Origin of the sequence: Staphylococcus sp. GDY8P45P (genome assembly GCF_017892745.1) — a bacterium.
GTDB classification, from domain to species: domain Bacteria; phylum Bacillota; class Bacilli; order Staphylococcales; family Staphylococcaceae; genus Staphylococcus; species Staphylococcus cohnii.
Genome location: NZ_JAESLS010000006.1, coordinates 643,577 through 658,230, shown reverse-complemented (window position 1 = coordinate 658,230; position 14,654 = coordinate 643,577). Strand labels below are relative to the sequence as shown.

12 protein-coding genes, 26 tRNA genes and 1 rRNA gene are annotated in these 14,654 nt (G+C 34.2%); 38 read left to right on the top strand and 1 reads right to left on the bottom strand.

Translation table 11 applies throughout. The features are described from left to right. Positions 1–26 precede the first annotated feature (26 nt). From rrf to fumC, 36 genes are all read left to right on the top strand, one after another. A 5S ribosomal RNA gene (gene rrf, locus KA873_RS07995) occupies positions 27–141 on the top strand. A 10-nt stretch (positions 142–151) separates the two neighbouring features. Then, positions 152–227: transfer RNA gene (locus KA873_RS07990), tRNA-Val, on the top strand. Positions 228–235: 8 nt separating this feature from the next. Further along, positions 236–311 (top strand) — tRNA-Thr (locus KA873_RS07985). A 6-nt stretch (positions 312–317) separates the two neighbouring features. After that, positions 318–393 (top strand) — tRNA-Lys (locus KA873_RS07980). A 13-nt stretch (positions 394–406) separates the two neighbouring features. After that, positions 407–488 (top strand) — tRNA-Leu (locus KA873_RS07975). Between the two features lie 3 nt (positions 489–491). After that, positions 492–566 (top strand) — tRNA-Gly (locus KA873_RS07970). Positions 567–573: 7 nt separating this feature from the next. After that, positions 574–662, top strand: a tRNA-Leu gene (locus KA873_RS07965). 12 nt (positions 663–674) lie between these two features. Beyond that, positions 675–748: transfer RNA gene (locus KA873_RS07960), tRNA-Arg, on the top strand. Positions 749–774: 26 nt separating this feature from the next. Beyond that, a tRNA-Pro gene (locus KA873_RS07955) sits at positions 775–848 on the top strand. A gap of 25 nt (positions 849–873) precedes the next feature. Further along, a tRNA-Ala gene (locus tag KA873_RS07950) sits at positions 874–949 on the top strand. A 29-nt stretch (positions 950–978) separates the two neighbouring features. Further along, positions 979–1,052, top strand: a tRNA-Met gene (locus KA873_RS07945). A 26-nt stretch (positions 1,053–1,078) separates the two neighbouring features. Further along, positions 1,079–1,152 (top strand) — tRNA-Ile (locus KA873_RS07940). Between the two features lie 9 nt (positions 1,153–1,161). After that, positions 1,162–1,254, top strand: a tRNA-Ser gene (locus KA873_RS07935). Positions 1,255–1,294: 40 nt separating this feature from the next. Beyond that, a tRNA-Ser gene (locus KA873_RS07930) sits at positions 1,295–1,387 on the top strand. A 13-nt stretch (positions 1,388–1,400) separates the two neighbouring features. Continuing rightward, a tRNA-Met gene (locus tag KA873_RS07925) sits at positions 1,401–1,474 on the top strand. Positions 1,475–1,485: 11 nt separating this feature from the next. Beyond that, positions 1,486–1,561, top strand: a tRNA-Asp gene (locus tag KA873_RS07920). 15 nt (positions 1,562–1,576) lie between these two features. Then, positions 1,577–1,649, top strand: a tRNA-Phe gene (locus KA873_RS07915). Between the two features lie 10 nt (positions 1,650–1,659). Continuing rightward, a tRNA-Thr gene (locus tag KA873_RS07910) sits at positions 1,660–1,735 on the top strand. Positions 1,736–1,742: 7 nt separating this feature from the next. Continuing rightward, positions 1,743–1,826 (top strand) — tRNA-Tyr (locus KA873_RS07905). An 11-nt stretch (positions 1,827–1,837) separates the two neighbouring features. Then, positions 1,838–1,911: transfer RNA gene (locus KA873_RS07900), tRNA-Trp, on the top strand. 2 nt (positions 1,912–1,913) lie between these two features. Continuing rightward, a tRNA-His gene (locus KA873_RS07895) sits at positions 1,914–1,986 on the top strand. 12 nt (positions 1,987–1,998) lie between these two features. After that, positions 1,999–2,070, top strand: a tRNA-Gln gene (locus KA873_RS07890). Positions 2,071–2,077: 7 nt separating this feature from the next. Beyond that, positions 2,078–2,151 (top strand) — tRNA-Cys (locus KA873_RS07885). A gap of 8 nt (positions 2,152–2,159) precedes the next feature. Next, positions 2,160–2,234 (top strand) — tRNA-Gly (locus KA873_RS07880). Between the two features lie 16 nt (positions 2,235–2,250). Beyond that, positions 2,251–2,325, top strand: a tRNA-Gly gene (locus KA873_RS07875). A 17-nt stretch (positions 2,326–2,342) separates the two neighbouring features. After that, positions 2,343–2,417: transfer RNA gene (locus KA873_RS07870), tRNA-Gly, on the top strand. Between the two features lie 41 nt (positions 2,418–2,458). Continuing rightward, positions 2,459–2,541: transfer RNA gene (locus KA873_RS07865), tRNA-Leu, on the top strand. Positions 2,542–3,014: 473 nt separating this feature from the next. Further along, positions 3,015–4,082, top strand: coding sequence for a PTS sugar transporter subunit IIC (locus KA873_RS07860; RefSeq protein WP_107386693.1), 1,068 nt, complete (start codon positions 3,015–3,017; stop codon positions 4,080–4,082). Positions 4,083–4,410: 328 nt separating this feature from the next. Continuing rightward, positions 4,411–5,874, top strand: a complete 1,464-nt coding sequence (locus tag KA873_RS07855; protein ID WP_064263714.1) for an ABC transporter substrate-binding protein/permease — start codon at positions 4,411–4,413, stop codon at positions 5,872–5,874. Continuing rightward, positions 5,867–6,589 (top strand): amino acid ABC transporter ATP-binding protein, encoded by a 723-nt coding sequence (locus KA873_RS07850; protein WP_064263717.1) that lies wholly within the window; start codon positions 5,867–5,869, stop codon positions 6,587–6,589. The genes KA873_RS07855 and KA873_RS07850 overlap by 8 nt, the downstream gene beginning before the upstream one ends. Before the next feature lie 159 nt (positions 6,590–6,748). After that, positions 6,749–7,876 carry a tRNA epoxyqueuosine(34) reductase QueG gene (gene queG / locus KA873_RS07845; RefSeq protein ID WP_107384704.1) on the top strand — a complete coding sequence of 376 codons (1,128 nt, stop codon included), beginning with the start codon at positions 6,749–6,751 and terminating at the stop codon, positions 7,874–7,876. A 5-nt stretch (positions 7,877–7,881) separates the two neighbouring features. Then, complete coding sequence (gene trmL, locus KA873_RS07840; protein ID WP_107386552.1) at positions 7,882–8,352, top strand: tRNA (uridine(34)/cytosine(34)/5-carboxymethylaminomethyluridine(34)-2'-O)-methyltransferase TrmL; 471 nt, start codon at positions 7,882–7,884, stop codon at positions 8,350–8,352. 179 nt (positions 8,353–8,531) lie between these two features. Next, positions 8,532–9,131: a sugar phosphate isomerase family gene (locus KA873_RS07835; protein WP_107384706.1), complete on the top strand. Its 600-nt coding sequence runs from the start codon at positions 8,532–8,534 to the stop codon at positions 9,129–9,131. Positions 9,132–9,155: 24 nt separating this feature from the next. Further along, positions 9,156–9,341 carry an SAS053 family DNA gyrase inhibitor gene (locus KA873_RS07830; RefSeq protein WP_107384707.1) on the top strand — a complete coding sequence of 62 codons (186 nt, stop codon included), beginning with the start codon at positions 9,156–9,158 and terminating at the stop codon, positions 9,339–9,341. 292 nt (positions 9,342–9,633) lie between these two features. Then, positions 9,634–10,047 carry a hypothetical protein gene (locus KA873_RS07825; RefSeq protein ID WP_107386554.1) on the top strand — a complete coding sequence of 138 codons (414 nt, stop codon included), beginning with the start codon at positions 9,634–9,636 and terminating at the stop codon, positions 10,045–10,047. A gap of 197 nt (positions 10,048–10,244) precedes the next feature. Next, the gene (gene fumC / locus KA873_RS07820; RefSeq protein ID WP_107384709.1) at positions 10,245–11,630 is read left to right on the top strand and encodes a class II fumarate hydratase; all 1,386 of its coding nucleotides are present in this window, start codon (positions 10,245–10,247) and stop codon (positions 11,628–11,630) included. A gap of 168 nt (positions 11,631–11,798) precedes the next feature. Here the strand turns inward: fumC and KA873_RS07815 are convergent, their stop codons facing one another. Continuing rightward, positions 11,799–12,626, bottom strand: a complete 828-nt coding sequence (locus tag KA873_RS07815) for an RluA family pseudouridine synthase (protein ID WP_107386556.1) — start codon at positions 12,624–12,626, stop codon at positions 11,799–11,801. A 191-nt stretch (positions 12,627–12,817) separates the two neighbouring features. On the opposite strand from KA873_RS07815, the gene KA873_RS07810 reads away from it, so the two are divergent. Then, the gene (locus KA873_RS07810; protein ID WP_107386063.1) at positions 12,818–13,927 is read left to right on the top strand and encodes a GAF domain-containing sensor histidine kinase; all 1,110 of its coding nucleotides are present in this window, start codon (positions 12,818–12,820) and stop codon (positions 13,925–13,927) included. A 21-nt stretch (positions 13,928–13,948) separates the two neighbouring features. Beyond that, positions 13,949–14,572 carry a response regulator gene (locus tag KA873_RS07805; protein ID WP_107384712.1) on the top strand — a complete coding sequence of 208 codons (624 nt, stop codon included), beginning with the start codon at positions 13,949–13,951 and terminating at the stop codon, positions 14,570–14,572. Positions 14,573–14,654 lie beyond the last annotated feature (82 nt).

The following is a 14,654-nucleotide window of genomic DNA, read 5'->3' as shown; positions in this document are numbered from 1 at the left end:
ATGTATAATAGTTATACATGACATTGTCTGGTGACTATAGCAAGGAGGTCACACCTGTTCCCATGCCGAACACAGAAGTTAAGCTCCTTAGCGCCGATGGTAGTCGGACTTACGTTCCGCAAGAGTAGGACGTTGCCAGGCAATTATAAATGGAGGATTAGCTCAGCTGGGAGAGCATCTGCCTTACAAGCAGAGGGTCGGCGGTTCGAACCCGTCATCCTCCACCATTTAATTTGCCGGCCTAGCTCAACTGGTAGAGCAACTGACTTGTAATCAGTAGGTTGGGGGTTCAAGTCCTCTGGCCGGCACCATGTTTAGAGCCATTAGCTCAGTTGGTAGAGCATCTGACTTTTAATCAGAGGGTCAGAGGTTCGAATCCTCTATGGCTCACCATTAAACAAATATCGCGGGTGTGGCGGAATTGGCAGACGCACTAGACTTAGGATCTAGCGCCTTACGGCGTGGGGGTTCGACTCCCTTCACCCGCATTTGCAGAAGTAGTTCAGCGGTAGAATACGACCTTGCCAAGGTCGGGGTCGCGGGTTCGAATCCCGTCTTCTGCTCCATTATTTTGCCGGGGTGGCGGAACTGGCAGACGCACAGGACTTAAAATCCTGCGATGAGAGATCATCGTACCGGTTCGATTCCGGTCCTCGGCACCATCTTTGAATTAAGCGCCCGTAGCTCAACTGGATAGAGTGCTTGACTACGGATCAAGAGGTTATGGGTTCGACTCCTATCGGGCGCGTAATTAATGCTTCATCCTATGAAAAACGGGAAGTAGCTCAGCTTGGTAGAGCACTTGGTTTGGGACCAAGGGGTCGTAGGTTCGAATCCTGTCTTCCCGATATCTGCTAAAATAAATTTTAAAATGGGGGCTTAGCTCAGCTGGGAGAGCGCCTGCTTTGCACGCAGGAGGTCAGCGGTTCGATCCCGCTAGTCTCCACCATTTATTATTGATTCAAACTAAATTACAACGGCGGTGTAGCTCAGCTGGCTAGAGCGTACGGTTCATACCCGTGAGGTCGTGGGTTCGATTCCCTCCACCGCCACTATTATTAGTTGTAAATTATACTCTGGACCTTTAGCTCAGTTGGTCAGAGCTAACGGCTCATAACCGTTCGGTCGCAGGTTCGAATCCTGCAAGGTCCATATAATTTTGGAGGAATACCCAAGTTCGGCTGAAGGGATCGGTCTTGAAAACCGACAGGGGCTTAACGGCCCGCGGGGGTTCGAATCCCTCTTCCTCCGCCATTTTATTACAATTTAATAAATTTAATTATCATATATTTATGGAGGAATACCCAAGTTCGGCTGAAGGGATCGGTCTTGAAAACCGACAGGAGCTTAACGGCTCGCGGGGGTTCGAATCCCTCTTCCTCCGCCATTAATATCATTATCGCGGGATGGAGCAGTTCGGTAGCTCGTCGGGCTCATAACCCCAAGGTCGGTGGTTCGAATCCGCCTCCCGCAATTACATAATTTGGTCTCGTAGTGTAGCGGTTAACACGCCTGCCTGTCACGCAGGAGATCGCGGGTTCGATTCCCGTCGAGACCGCCATTATTTTAATATTATGGTTCAATAGCTCAGTTGGTAGAGCAATGGATTGAAGCTCCATGTGTCGGCAGTTCGACTCTGTCTTGAACCATTTTATACAAGCCGGCCTAGCTCAACTGGTAGAGCAACTGACTTGTAATCAGTAGGTTGGGGGTTCAAGTCCTCTGGCCGGCACCATTTTCATGGAGGGGTAGCGAAGTGGCTAAACGCGGCGGACTGTAAATCCGCTCCTTCGGGTTCGGCAGTTCGAATCTGCCCCCCTCCACCATTTAATTTAATAGGGGCATAGTTCAAAGGTAGAATAAAGGTCTCCAAAACCTTCGATGTGGGTTCGATTCCTACTGCCCCTGCCATGGCGGTTGTGGCGAAGTGGTTAACGCATCGGATTGTGGTTCCGACACTCGTGGGTTCGATTCCCATCAGCCGCCCTTATTTATTAATGGGCTATAGCCAAGCGGTAAGGCAACGGACTTTGACTCCGTCACGCGCTGGTTCGAATCCAGCTAGCCCAGTTTTATTGGCGGCATAGCCAAGTGGTAAGGCAGAGGTCTGCAAAACCTTTATCACCGGTTCAAATCCGGTTGCCGCCTCCATGAATTATGCGGGAGTAGTTCAATTTCTAGAACACATTCCTTCCCGGAATGAGATATAGGTGCAAGCCCTATCTTCCGCTCCATTTAATTTAATATCATGCGGGAGTAGTTTAACTCTTAGAACACATTCCTTCCCGGAATGAGATATAGGTGTAAGTCCTATCTTCCGCTCCATTTAATTTTTATATTATGCGGGAGTAGTTTAACTCTTAGAACACATTCCTTCCCGGAATGAGATATAGGTGTAAGTCCTATCTTCCGCTCCATTATCACTTCCTGATTGGAAGTTTTTTGTTTATAACATTGAGCCAGCGTGGCGGAATTGGCAGACGCGCGGGACTCAAAATCCCGTTCCTTTTTGGAGTGTCGGTTCGATCCCGACCGCTGGTATAAATAGCGAATTAGTATTTCTCAGAAACCTCATTATTATGGGGTTTCTTTTTTTATGGATTTCATTAAATACCATTGACTTTAAATATTTTGAACATTGAATAGCTACAAAATATTGTGAAAATTATTGGCCTGCAAGGGTGTAGAAATTTTATTTTTGCTTGATAATCTAATTATCAGTTTAACAATACATACTTACTCTACTGATTTTGTAAATAATAGGAAAGTTTGTTGTACATTTATTACATTGATAGTTTTTTAGTTATTTAAACTTTTTTCGCAAAATTTAAGTTGTCAATTTGTTAGAAGTGAACTGACAATTAAAAATCATTTCTTATTCAAATGGTGAGCTGTTATATATTATAAGATACTGTTAAATATTTAAACCTTGGTTTTTAATATTAAACTTCATATTGTAGTTTAGTCGAAAATATAATATTATAAGTCTAATGTTATATTTGGAGGATACAAGAATGGTAAAATCTAGCACAGCCAAGGTTACAGGGAAAACATTTTTTAGTAATATTTTACAAGCTGTTGGAGCAGGTGTAGTCATAGCATTAATACCTAATGCATTATTAGGTGAATTATTAAAGTTTTTTAAAGAAGGCAACCAATTACTAGAAACTATTTATCAGTTAGTCGTTTTGATTCAATCATTTATGGCATTTATAATTGGTGTTTTAGCAGCGCATCAATTTAAATTTAGCGGTGCTGGTGCCACGATGATAGGAGTTTCTGCTATGATCGGTAGTGGTGCTGTTAAGATGACACCGGATGGATTTTTACTTAATGGCATTGGTGATATCATTAATACTATTTTAGTTGTAATGATATCTTGTTCTTTATATTTGTTATTACAAAATAAATTAGGGTCACTGGAAATGATTTTGTTACCTGTTATTATTCCTGTTATAAGTGGATTTATAGGTTTGTTTACGTTAGGTTATGTATCAAATGTCACTAAAGGAATTGGTCATGTAGTAAATGCATTTACAGAGTTAAATCCATTGATGATGTCTATATTGATATGTGTCACATATGCTTTGTTGATGGTTACACCTATATCTGTAGTTGCTATTGCAACGGCAATTAGCTTATCTGGTTTAGGTAGTGGTGCAGCTAATATGGGTATTGTAGCAGCTTGTGTGACTTTTTTATTTGGTTCAATTAGAGTTAACGGTGCTGGCGTCAATTTAGTATTGATTATTGGTGCAGCTAAGATGATGATTCCTGTTTATTTTAAACATTTAATTATTGCAATACCATTAATCATTAATGGCGTGATTGGTGGCTTAATAGCTTATTTTATTGGAATTAAAGGTACACCAATGTCTGCTGGTTTTGGTTATACTGGTTTGGTTGGACCTATCAATGCGTTTAATCGAATGGATGGAGATCCGACCATGAATATTATTTTATTAGTATTTGGATATTTTATAATACCATTTGTATCAGCATTCTTTGTGCATGAAATTTGTAAAAAAATGATGCGTAAATATACAGATGATATTTATAAATTTGAAATTCCTAAGCAGTAACAAAGTTTTACAATCACATAGATAATAAATAGTTAAGCGTTTTATCTATCTTTCAATATTATAATGCATGTTTATAACAGTCATTATACATATTAATTGATATAAATTTTGAAATCAGAACGACGAGCTAAAAAACACCTTCATATTAAATGGAGGTGTTTTTTTAATATATATAGAATATAGCTGTCAGTTGACGACATCAAATATACCATTTTATGTAATCATACGAACATGAACTTTTAAAATTAAGAAAAATATACAAATCTCTTATTGAATATTTTTGCGTAATTATGTATAATAATAAATATTATAGAAAGGGGATTAATAGATGAAACAAATATTGAAAGTGATTACTGTTTTTTCATTCCTTATAAGTACTTTAATTATTTACATAAATCCAGAAGTAAATGCTAGTGAAAAAGATCAATGGCATAAAATTAAAGAGCGTGGTGAATTGCGTGTTGGTTTATCAGCTGATTATGCACCATATGAGTTTGAACATAATGTTAATGGTAAATCAAAGTATGCAGGCATTGATATTGATATCGCAAAAAAGATTGCGAAAGATAATCATTTAAAATTAAAAATTGTAAATATGCAGTTTGATAGTTTATTAGGTGCGATACAAACTGGTAAAATTGATATCATTATTTCTGGAATGACACCTACACCAGAACGTTTGAAAGAGGTGGATTTTTCAAACCCTTATATGACAGTCGATCAAAAAATGATTATTAAAAAGTCTGAGGCAGATCGTTTCAAAACAATTGAAGATTTTGCGAATAAAAAAATAGGTGTACAAAAGCAAACACAACAAGAAAAAATTGCGCAAACTGAAATCGATAATGCACAAATTCAATCTTTAACACGTGTACCTGAAGTTATAATGTCATTGAAAAGCGGAAAAGTTAATGGAATGGTAATTGAAGGGCCAGTTGCAGAAGCATATTTAAAACAAAATAAAGATTTAACTTTTGCTAATGATGTTAAGTTTAATGAAGGTAGAAAAGAAACGGCAATTGCCTTACCTAAAAATTCTCCCATGCTTATGGATAAATTAAACACCTCTATCAAAGATGTTAAAAATAAAAATTTGCTGGAAGATTATAAAGCGTCAGCTGCTGATGCAATGCAAAAAGATGACGGTAATTTCTTTACGAAATATGGCAGCTTTTTCTTAAAAGGAATTAAAAACACGATTTTAATTTCTATAGTTGGAGTCGTTTTAGGTGCTGTATTTGGTGCATTTATTGCATTATTAAAATTAAGTAAAGTGAAAATATTGAGATGGATTTCTTCAGCTTATATTGAATTTTTAAGAGGCACTCCTTTATTAGTTCAAGTATTTCTAGTTTATTTTGGTACCACAGCAGTTTTAGGTCTAGATATCTCAGCTTTGATATGTGGCATGATAGCACTTGTTATAAACTGTTCAGCTTACATTGCTGAAATTATAAGAGCTGGTATTAATGCAGTTGATAAAGGACAAACTGAAGCTGCAAGAAGTTTAGGACTTACATATGGTCAAACAATGAAATCAGTTATTTTACCACAGGCTGTAAAAAACATATTACCAGCTTTAGGTAATGAGTTTGTTACTGTTATTAAAGAATCATCAATTGTATCCGTAATAGGTGTTAGTGAAATAATGTTCAATGCACAAGTTGTACAAGGAGCATCATTTGATCCATTTACACCGCTCATTGTAGCTGCAATATTATACTTTATACTTACATTTACTTTATCAAGAGTGATGTATTTCTTCGAAGGGAGATTGAAAGTTAGTGATTAATATTAAAAATTTATATAAATCTTTTGGAAAAAATGAAGTTTTAAAAGGGATAAATCTAACGGTGGATAAAGGTGATGTTGTTGCTATAATAGGTCCTTCAGGTAGTGGTAAAAGTACACTTTTACGCTGTATAAACCTTCTTGAAACCCCTTCAAGTGGTGAAGTGATATTTAAAGATCATAGTTTAACAAATGAAAAAACTAAATTAGAAACACTAAGACAACAGATGGGTATGGTTTTTCAAAATTTTAATTTATTTCCACATAAGAAGGTTATAGACAATATCATATTGGCTCCTAGTTTATTAAAAAAGGGTAATCAAAGAGATTTGAAAAAGGAAGCAATGGATTTGTTGAAAAAAGTTGGATTAGAAGATAAGGCTAATGCATATCCTGCTCAATTATCGGGTGGGCAAAAGCAAAGGGTTGCTATTGCTAGAGCTTTAGCAATGAATCCAGAAGTACTTCTGTTTGATGAGCCCACCTCAGCACTAGATCCTGAAGTGGTTGGTGATGTTTTAGAAGTAATGAAAGATTTAGCCAAAGAAGGTATGACTATGGCAGTTGTAACACACGAAATGAATTTTGCAAAAGACGTGAGTGATAAAGTTGTGTTTATGGCTGATGGTGTCATTGTGGAATCAGGTACACCACAAAATATTTTTGAGCAACCACAACATGATAGAACTAGAAACTTTTTAGCACGTGTTTTATAAATATAAAATCAACCAAGGTGTTTGGCAATGGATTATTGTAATTCATTCATAGCACCTTGGTTTTTTTAATAAATATTGAAAATTGGATTATCGAATTCTCTTATTAATAATGAATATGTTAAACTATAGAATGTATGTTTTTAAGGTGGGGTGTGAAAAATGAATGTAGATCAATTGAAACAAGATGTCATAGACTATGCTCACTCAATTGGTATTGATAGTATTGGTTTTACCACGGCTGATCCATTTGATGAATTAAAGCAAAAATTAGTTGATTATCATGAAAAGGGATATGCCTCTGGATTTGAAGAACCAGATATTGGTTTGCGTACTGAACCTAAGTTAACATTGCCTACTGCAAGATCTATTATTGCTATTGCTGTTGGTTATCCCAATAAATTAAAAGGTGCACCTAGAAGCGTGCGTGGAGACAGAAGAGGTATGTTTGCAAGGGCATCTTGGGGCCAAGATTATCATTCAATCATGAGAAAACGTTTAGATAAATTAGCTGAGTATTTAGAGGCTAGAGTCCCAGATGTGGAAATTAAATCTATGGTTGATACGGGTGTGTTGTCAGACCGAGCTGTTGCAGAACGCGCAGGATTAGGTTATGTAGGTAGAAATGGATTTGTCATAAATCCAGATCTCGGTACTTGGACTTATTTAGGAGAAATGTTAGTTAGTGTTCCTTTTCCTCCTGATGACCCAATCATTGATAGTTGTGGAGATTGTACAATTTGTGTTGACCGTTGTCCAACAGGAGCTTTAGTTGGTGATGGACAACTAAATAGTCAAAAATGTATTAGTTTTTTAACACAGACAAAAGGTTACATGCAAGATGAATATCGATATAAAATTGGTAATCGACTTTATGGCTGTGATACATGTCAACAAGTTTGTCCAAGAAATCGTGGTATTAATACACAGCATGATGATATTGTGTTAGAACCAGAAACATTAAAACCAAGGTTAGTACCATTATTACAAATGAGTAATAAAGAGTTTAAAAATACTTACGGTCATTTAGCAGGTGCTTGGAGAGGTAAAAAACCAATTCAAAGAAACGCAATTCTAGCGTTAGCACATTTTAAAGAGGAAACTGCGATACCCGAATTACAAGAAGTCGCATTAAATGACCCAAGGCCTATGATTAGAGCTACAGCTTATTGGGCAATTGGACAAATTCAGGGAGAGCAAGCAAGACCATTTATTGAAGCACACTACGACAGTGAATTAGAGGAAGTCCAACATGAGATGTTAAAAGGACTAGATATGAGGAGAGAATAAAAAGCATGACGAACCACATTGTATTATTTCAACCACAGATACCCGGAAATACGGGTAGTATCGCTAGAACCTGTGCCGGTACATATACACATTTACATCTAATAAAACCATTAGGATTTAGTACAGATGACAAGATGTTGAAAAGAGCAGGATTAGATTATTGGGATTCTGTAAATATTAGTTATTATGAAAATATAGAATCGTTTTTTGAAAGTACGGAAGGTGAATATTACTTATTAACTAAGTTTGGTGAAAAAACTTATTCTGATTTTGATTTTACTGATGAAGATGAAAATCATTATTTTATTTTTGGTAGAGAAACTACTGGCTTACCTGATTGGGTAAAGGAGAAATATAAAGATACAGCATTAAGAATCCCAATGAATGATAATATAAGATCATTAAATTTATCAAATACTGCATCTTTACTTATTTATGAAGCGTTGAGACAACAAAATTTTCCAAATTTACATTAAATTATATATTAATCGATGAAAAACGACTTTGACATTTGTATAATGAAGATAAAGCTAAAAGTAGTTTTTGAAAATTTAGTTGATTATTAAAATTATATAGTTTATGAAGATAGCTTCAAGGGTATTATTATAAATAATGCTAGAACGCGTCTTAAAAGATTAAGAGGAGTGTAATAACTATGGCAATGAACTTTAAAATTTTAGAAAACGAAAAAAGTGTGGCAGAATACGCTGCAGATATTTTAAGAAAACAGTTTAACAATAATCCAACTACTATAGCAGGCATACATCTTTCTAATGATAATGCACCAGTATTAGATGAATTAAAGAAAAATGTAGATGATCATGCAGTAGATTTTAGTCAAATTAATATATTAGATTATGATAGCAATAAGTCTTATTTTGAAGCGTTAGGCGTACCAGAAAGTCAAATATATAGTGTTTCATATGGTCAAGATACAGAATCATTTATAAGTGATAAAATCAAAACTAAAGAAAATAAAGGTAAATTGATTACACAAATACTGTCAATAGATACAAATGGTAAACTAAATGTAAGTATCAATCATGGTCTCTTTTCTGCAAGAGAAGTAATTTTAGTGATTACTGGTTCTGAGAAAAAAGATGTTGTGCATAAATTATATGAAGAAAATGGTAAAACTTCATTTGAGCCATCTGATTTGAAAGCACACCGCATGGTGAATGTTATTTTGGATGAAGCTGCTGCAGAAGGCCTTCCTGAAGATGTTCGTCACTATTTCACTGCACGTTTCGCATAAAATTAAAAATGTGAGGTGTAACTAATGACAAATGATAATGCTAATAAACAGTATTCTAACCATGAAACAGAACCCAAAAATGAAATGGTCGATGATTTTGAAGATATCGTAGAATTGGGAAAAGAAATGGAACAAATTTCTGAAGAAAATGATGAAGATAAACTAGATAAATCACATGATTCAAATGTACGTTCTGATTTAGATAATTAAAGTGTTACGTTTATTTAATAAGTGATTAAATAGTATCTATCAAAGCCTAAATGACATTCTATGAGTACTACTTACAAACAAAATCATTATTTCGTTTATAAATAATTGGAAGCGAGTAAGTGATGATCAAATATTTAAAAATTTGATGTCCTTCTCGCTTCTTTTTATATTTATTTAATCAATGTGCCAAGTTATTTGCTTATGGTTATATGAATAATAAAAAAACAATGCCAACATAAATTTGATTATGTTATTATTAAGTCATTATTTGAATTAAGGAGTTATCATTAATATGTTAAGTAACTATTGGAAATACCTCATGATAAGTGCTGTGATTGTAAATTTAATTTCTATAAAAGGCTTTCCTATGGCCATTGGAGCAATATATCTGCCAATCTTATTTAAAATTATTCAACTACAAATCAACTTGTCACATGGACTGGTAGATAAAGTAAATGCTTCTACATTTGTAAAAAGTAATCAAACTGGGATCATTATTAGTATATTATGTTGTATTGTTATAACAGTATTGTTATTTAAGCCGCTTGGAGGTTTTTATAATAGTTTAACTGGGTTTTTAGGGCTTCTTGTCACAGTTAGTCCTGTGACTATGATTATTGGCGCAATTCTTTTAGTTTTAACTGCAATAGGTATTATACAAGCAGCAAAGGTGAAATTTAACGATGTAACAATTACAAAAGAATAATGAATAGATGTATAAACCAGGAATTAAAAATTAGTTTCTGGTTTTTTCATGCTAGCAACTAATTAATTAAGCTTTGTAAATCGTTGCTATTAACCAGACATTTTTTATGTAATGAAAACGCTATATTAAGAGATTGCCCAGTTAAATTAATTAATGCTATACTAAAGTTAAATACATATTGAAGGGGAGATTTTTAAATGTCAGTTAGAATTGAACATGATACATTTGGTGAAATAGAAGTACCTGCAGATAAATACTGGGGTGCACAAACAGAAAGAAGTAAACGTAACTTTCCAGTTGGAAAAGAACAAATGCCAATTGAAGTTGTTTATGGATTTGCTCAATTAAAAAGAGGGGCAGCATTAGCCAATCATGAGTTAGGAAAACTAAGTGACGCAAAAAAAGATGCTATTGTTCATGCATGTGATCGTATATTAAACAAAGAATTGGATGAACACTTCCCATTAGTCGTTTGGCAAACAGGAAGCGGTACACAAAGCAATATGAACGTCAACGAAGTCGTGAGTTATGTTGCGAATATGTATCTCAAAGAACAAGGTAGCGATGAGTCAATACATCCAAATGATGATGTGAATAAATCTCAAAGTTCAAATGATACTTTCCCTACTGCGATGCATGTTGCACTATATAATGAAATTGAAGTAAAACTTGAACCTGCATTAAAATCATTACGTGATACTTTTAAAGAAAAAGAAGCAAAGTTTAATGATATTATAAAAATCGGACGTACTCATTTACAAGATGCTACACCTATTCGTTTAGGGCAAGAAATAAGCGGATGGCGTTATATGTTAGATAAATGTGAAACATTACTTAGTGAATCAAAAGCGCATATTTTAAATTTAGCAATCGGGGGTACTGCAGTAGGTACCGGTATTAACGCTCATCCAGAATTTGGTGATAAAGTTGCTAAATTTATTTCAAAAAATACTGGGTATCCATTTGTATCATCTGAAAATAAATTTCATGCATTAACTGCGCATGATGAGGTCGTTCAATTACATGGTTCTCTCAAAGCTTTAGCTACTGACTTAATGAAAATTGCAAATGATGTGAGATGGTTAGCGTCTGGACCACGTGCTGGGCTTGCTGAAATTTCTATACCAGAAAATGAACCTGGTTCATCTATTATGCCTGGTAAAGTCAACCCAACACAATGTGAAATGTTGACGATGGTTGCAGTTCAAGTTATGGGTAATGACACTGTGGTTGGTATAGGTAGTTCACAGGGGAATTTTGAATTAAATGTCTATAAACCTGTGATTTTGCATAATACATTGCAGTCTATATATTTATTGGCGGATGGCATGCAAACATTTAACGATAATTGTGCAGTAGGCATTGAACCAATTGAAGAAAACATTGATAATTATTTAAATCAATCACTAATGTTAGTAACAGCATTAAATCCTCATATTGGGTATGAAAAAGCTGCTAGCATAGCTAAAAAAGCCCATCGAGAAGGTTTAACATTAAAAGAATCTGCCATCCAATCTGGATATTTAACTGAAGAACAGTTTAATGAGTGGATTAAACCGGAAGATATGGTTGAACCTAAATAAATTTAAAATCTTAAGGCATATCAATATCTTTGATTAACGACGAAACGTCAATTTCTATTAAAATGAAATAGAAATTGACGTTTTTGCATTTATTTTGAGTCATTTTAACTACAATGTTGTTCGCGCGATAAAAGCTATAGAGAGAATTGAAAATTCAACCTATCTCTTTTAAATTTCATCATCTAAACTAACTGATATTTTTTCTTGTGTTAATGGGTGAATAAATTCAATTTTATAACTATTCAATTGGAGTTGTCTTAAAGTTGAATCACCGTATAGTGGATCTCCAATAACTGGATGTCCAATTTCTGCTAAATGCACACGTATTTGGTGTGTTCGACCCGTGTCTAATTTCAAATCGACTTCACATACATTTTCTTTGACCATATTCGAAGACAAAATGTGTGTAATAGCAGATTGTCCTGTAGTAGATACTCGGCGCTTGTTCGAATGAAATTTATCTTTACCAATAGGCGCATTAATGGTTTGTGGTTTAATAGGTAACAAGCTATGTACCTTTGCTTTATAGATACGGTCTATTTTATTTTCTTCTAACATACGATCTAGGATTTTTTTCATTAAAGGATTTTTAGCAACAATTAATAAGCCCACAGTTTCTTGATCTAAGCGATGTATCGGTTCTGCATAGTCACTATTGATTGTATATATCACATGATTCATTAATGTATTACTTTCTTTTAAATCATTAGGATGCGTTTTAACCCCTTTAGGCTTCATAACGATTGCTAAATCATTGTCTTCATAATAAATTTGTGCATATCGATAACTTGGTAAATAATTACTTTTTTCTTCTGGTGTTGGAATGTAAACTTGATCTCCTGTATGTACTTGTGACGTGAGTTTTGCATTTATATCATTGATTTTAATCTCTTTTGACATATTTAAATTGTGTAAATCTTTTTTTGGTAATTGTAATTGCTGGAAAATTTCTCTAAGTGTTAATTCATCATAATTTTCTGGGATTTGAAATTTCATAATATCCTCCTCTTTAATCAATTATTATCATACCATAAACACGCTGTTAAAAATATTAGACCCAGAGATTGATTTAATAATTTTTTACATTGTTTTAATTCAAGTAAAAAGGAATTATTTATCTATTTTTAAATGCTTTACAAACTTGTATAATGTATGTAAATAGTGTTGTTAAAGAATGGACTGGTTAAATGGAAAAACCGACAAGATTAGCATTATTAAAAGAAATTGCTGAATTTTTAAATGAAGAAACAGAAACATATAGTATGCTACAAGGCGCATTAAAATCGTTGATTGATGGTAGTGAATTTACTACGGGCTGGATTTTCTTCATTGATGATGTGGGGCAACATGAGCTCGTATCATATAATGGTTTACCAGGAGCATTGGAAAATAATCATTGTCAATATATGCGAAAGGGTACGTGTTGGTGTGTTCAAGCATATCAAAATAAAAAGTTAACGAAAGCTTCAAATATTATAAATTGTTCGAGAATTAATTTAGCCAATCGGGCTTATCATGAAGAAACTGACGGTATTACACACCATGCTACTGTACCGTTAAGGTCTGGCGAAGAGCAATTTGGGTTACTCAATGTTGCAACACCTTATACAAGGAGATATAGTGCAGAAAACTTAGAGTTATTAGAATCTGTTGCATTGCAAATCGGATCTGCAATAAAAAGGATTCTCTTAACCGATCAAGAAAAAGAAGCTGCGCGTATTAGTGAACGTAATAGATTAGCTAGAGATTTACATGATTCAGTAAACCAAATGCTTTTTTCTGTTAAATTGACAGCACACGCAGCATTAGGGATGACACAAGAAAAGGTTTCTCGTAAGGCATTCCAAGTGATTGAAGATACAAGCCAGCAAGCAGTAAATGAAATGAGAGCTTTAATTTGGCAATTAAAACCCGTTGGTTTAGAACAAGGATTAGTTAGTGCACTAAAACAGTATAGTGAATTACTACAGTTAGAGTTAATTGTTAAAGTGGATGGTTTAATTAAACTTCCAAGTCAAATCGAGGAAAATGTTTATAGAATTGTTCAAGAAGCAATGAATAATACGAAAAAACATAGTGAAACCACTCAAGTTCGATTAGATTTAGTTCAAGCGGACAATTATTTATTGGTAACAATCTCTGATTTTGGCAAAGGTTTTGATAAACATAAGTCAAATCTTTATCATTCGCATGGCTTGAATAATATGAAACAAAGGACTAAACAGATAAATGGTAAATTGACAATTGAAGGTGAACCAAACAAAGGTACAAAAATTCATATCTCAATACCATTATAAAGTTTCGAAAGGAAGGTCAAGATGAATCGAATCATTTTGGTAGATGATCACCATATCGTAAGACAAGGTTTAGAATTTCTATTATCAACAGTTGATGATATAGAGGTTGTTAAAGGCTTTTCAGATGGCAAATCATTTTTAAGTTATTTGGAAGAGCATGAATTACCCGATATTGTATTATTAGATTTAGTGATGCCTAATATGAATGGTATAGAAATCACTGAAATTATGAAGCGAAAATATCCCGAAGTAAAAATATTAGTGCTAACCAGTTATGTAGATGATGAACATGTGATTTCGGCAATTGATAAAGGCGCCGATGGTTATGAAATGAAAGATGTTGAACCTGAGAAGTTGATTAAAACAATTAAAAATGTATTGTCAGGTGAAAAAGTTATCCATCCACAAGCCCAAAGTGTGATGGAATCTGTGAGCAGTAAACCGCACTATACAAACAAACTATCTAAACGTGAATCTGAAGTATTGACAGAAATGGCAAAGGGTAAAACAAATAAAGAAATTGCGGAAACTTTATTTGTCTCAGAAAAAACTGTTAAAACACATGTAAGTCACATATTTGCTAAATTGCAAGTATCTGATCGCACACAAGCGGCTATTTATGCTATGCAGAATAATCTTATATAATATATTAGATGTTATGTAAATATTATTTTACATAGCATTTTTTTATTGAATATATACTTTTGTTTCAAAATGTATAATATTA

Excerpts from the sequence above, each read along its gene's own strand:
- KA873_RS07860 (WP_107386693.1), top strand. The coding sequence starts at position 3,015 with ATGGTAAAATCTAGCACAGCCAAGGTTACAGGGAAAACATTTTTTAGT.
- KA873_RS07855 (WP_064263714.1), top strand. The coding sequence starts at position 4,411 with ATGAAACAAATATTGAAAGTGATTACTGTTTTTTCATTCCTTATAAGT.
- queG (WP_107384704.1), top strand. The coding sequence starts at position 6,749 with ATGAATGTAGATCAATTGAAACAAGATGTCATAGACTATGCTCACTCA.
- trmL (WP_107386552.1), top strand. The coding sequence starts at position 7,882 with ATGACGAACCACATTGTATTATTTCAACCACAGATACCCGGAAATACG.
- KA873_RS07835 (WP_107384706.1), top strand. The coding sequence starts at position 8,532 with ATGGCAATGAACTTTAAAATTTTAGAAAACGAAAAAAGTGTGGCAGAA.
- KA873_RS07830 (WP_107384707.1), top strand. The coding sequence starts at position 9,156 with ATGACAAATGATAATGCTAATAAACAGTATTCTAACCATGAAACAGAA.
- KA873_RS07825 (WP_107386554.1), top strand. The coding sequence starts at position 9,634 with ATGTTAAGTAACTATTGGAAATACCTCATGATAAGTGCTGTGATTGTA.
- fumC (WP_107384709.1), top strand. The coding sequence starts at position 10,245 with ATGTCAGTTAGAATTGAACATGATACATTTGGTGAAATAGAAGTACCT.
- KA873_RS07815 (WP_107386556.1), bottom strand. The coding sequence starts at position 12,626 with ATGAAATTTCAAATCCCAGAAAATTATGATGAATTAACACTTAGAGAA.
- KA873_RS07810 (WP_107386063.1), top strand. The coding sequence starts at position 12,818 with ATGGAAAAACCGACAAGATTAGCATTATTAAAAGAAATTGCTGAATTT.
- KA873_RS07805 (WP_107384712.1), top strand. The coding sequence starts at position 13,949 with ATGAATCGAATCATTTTGGTAGATGATCACCATATCGTAAGACAAGGT.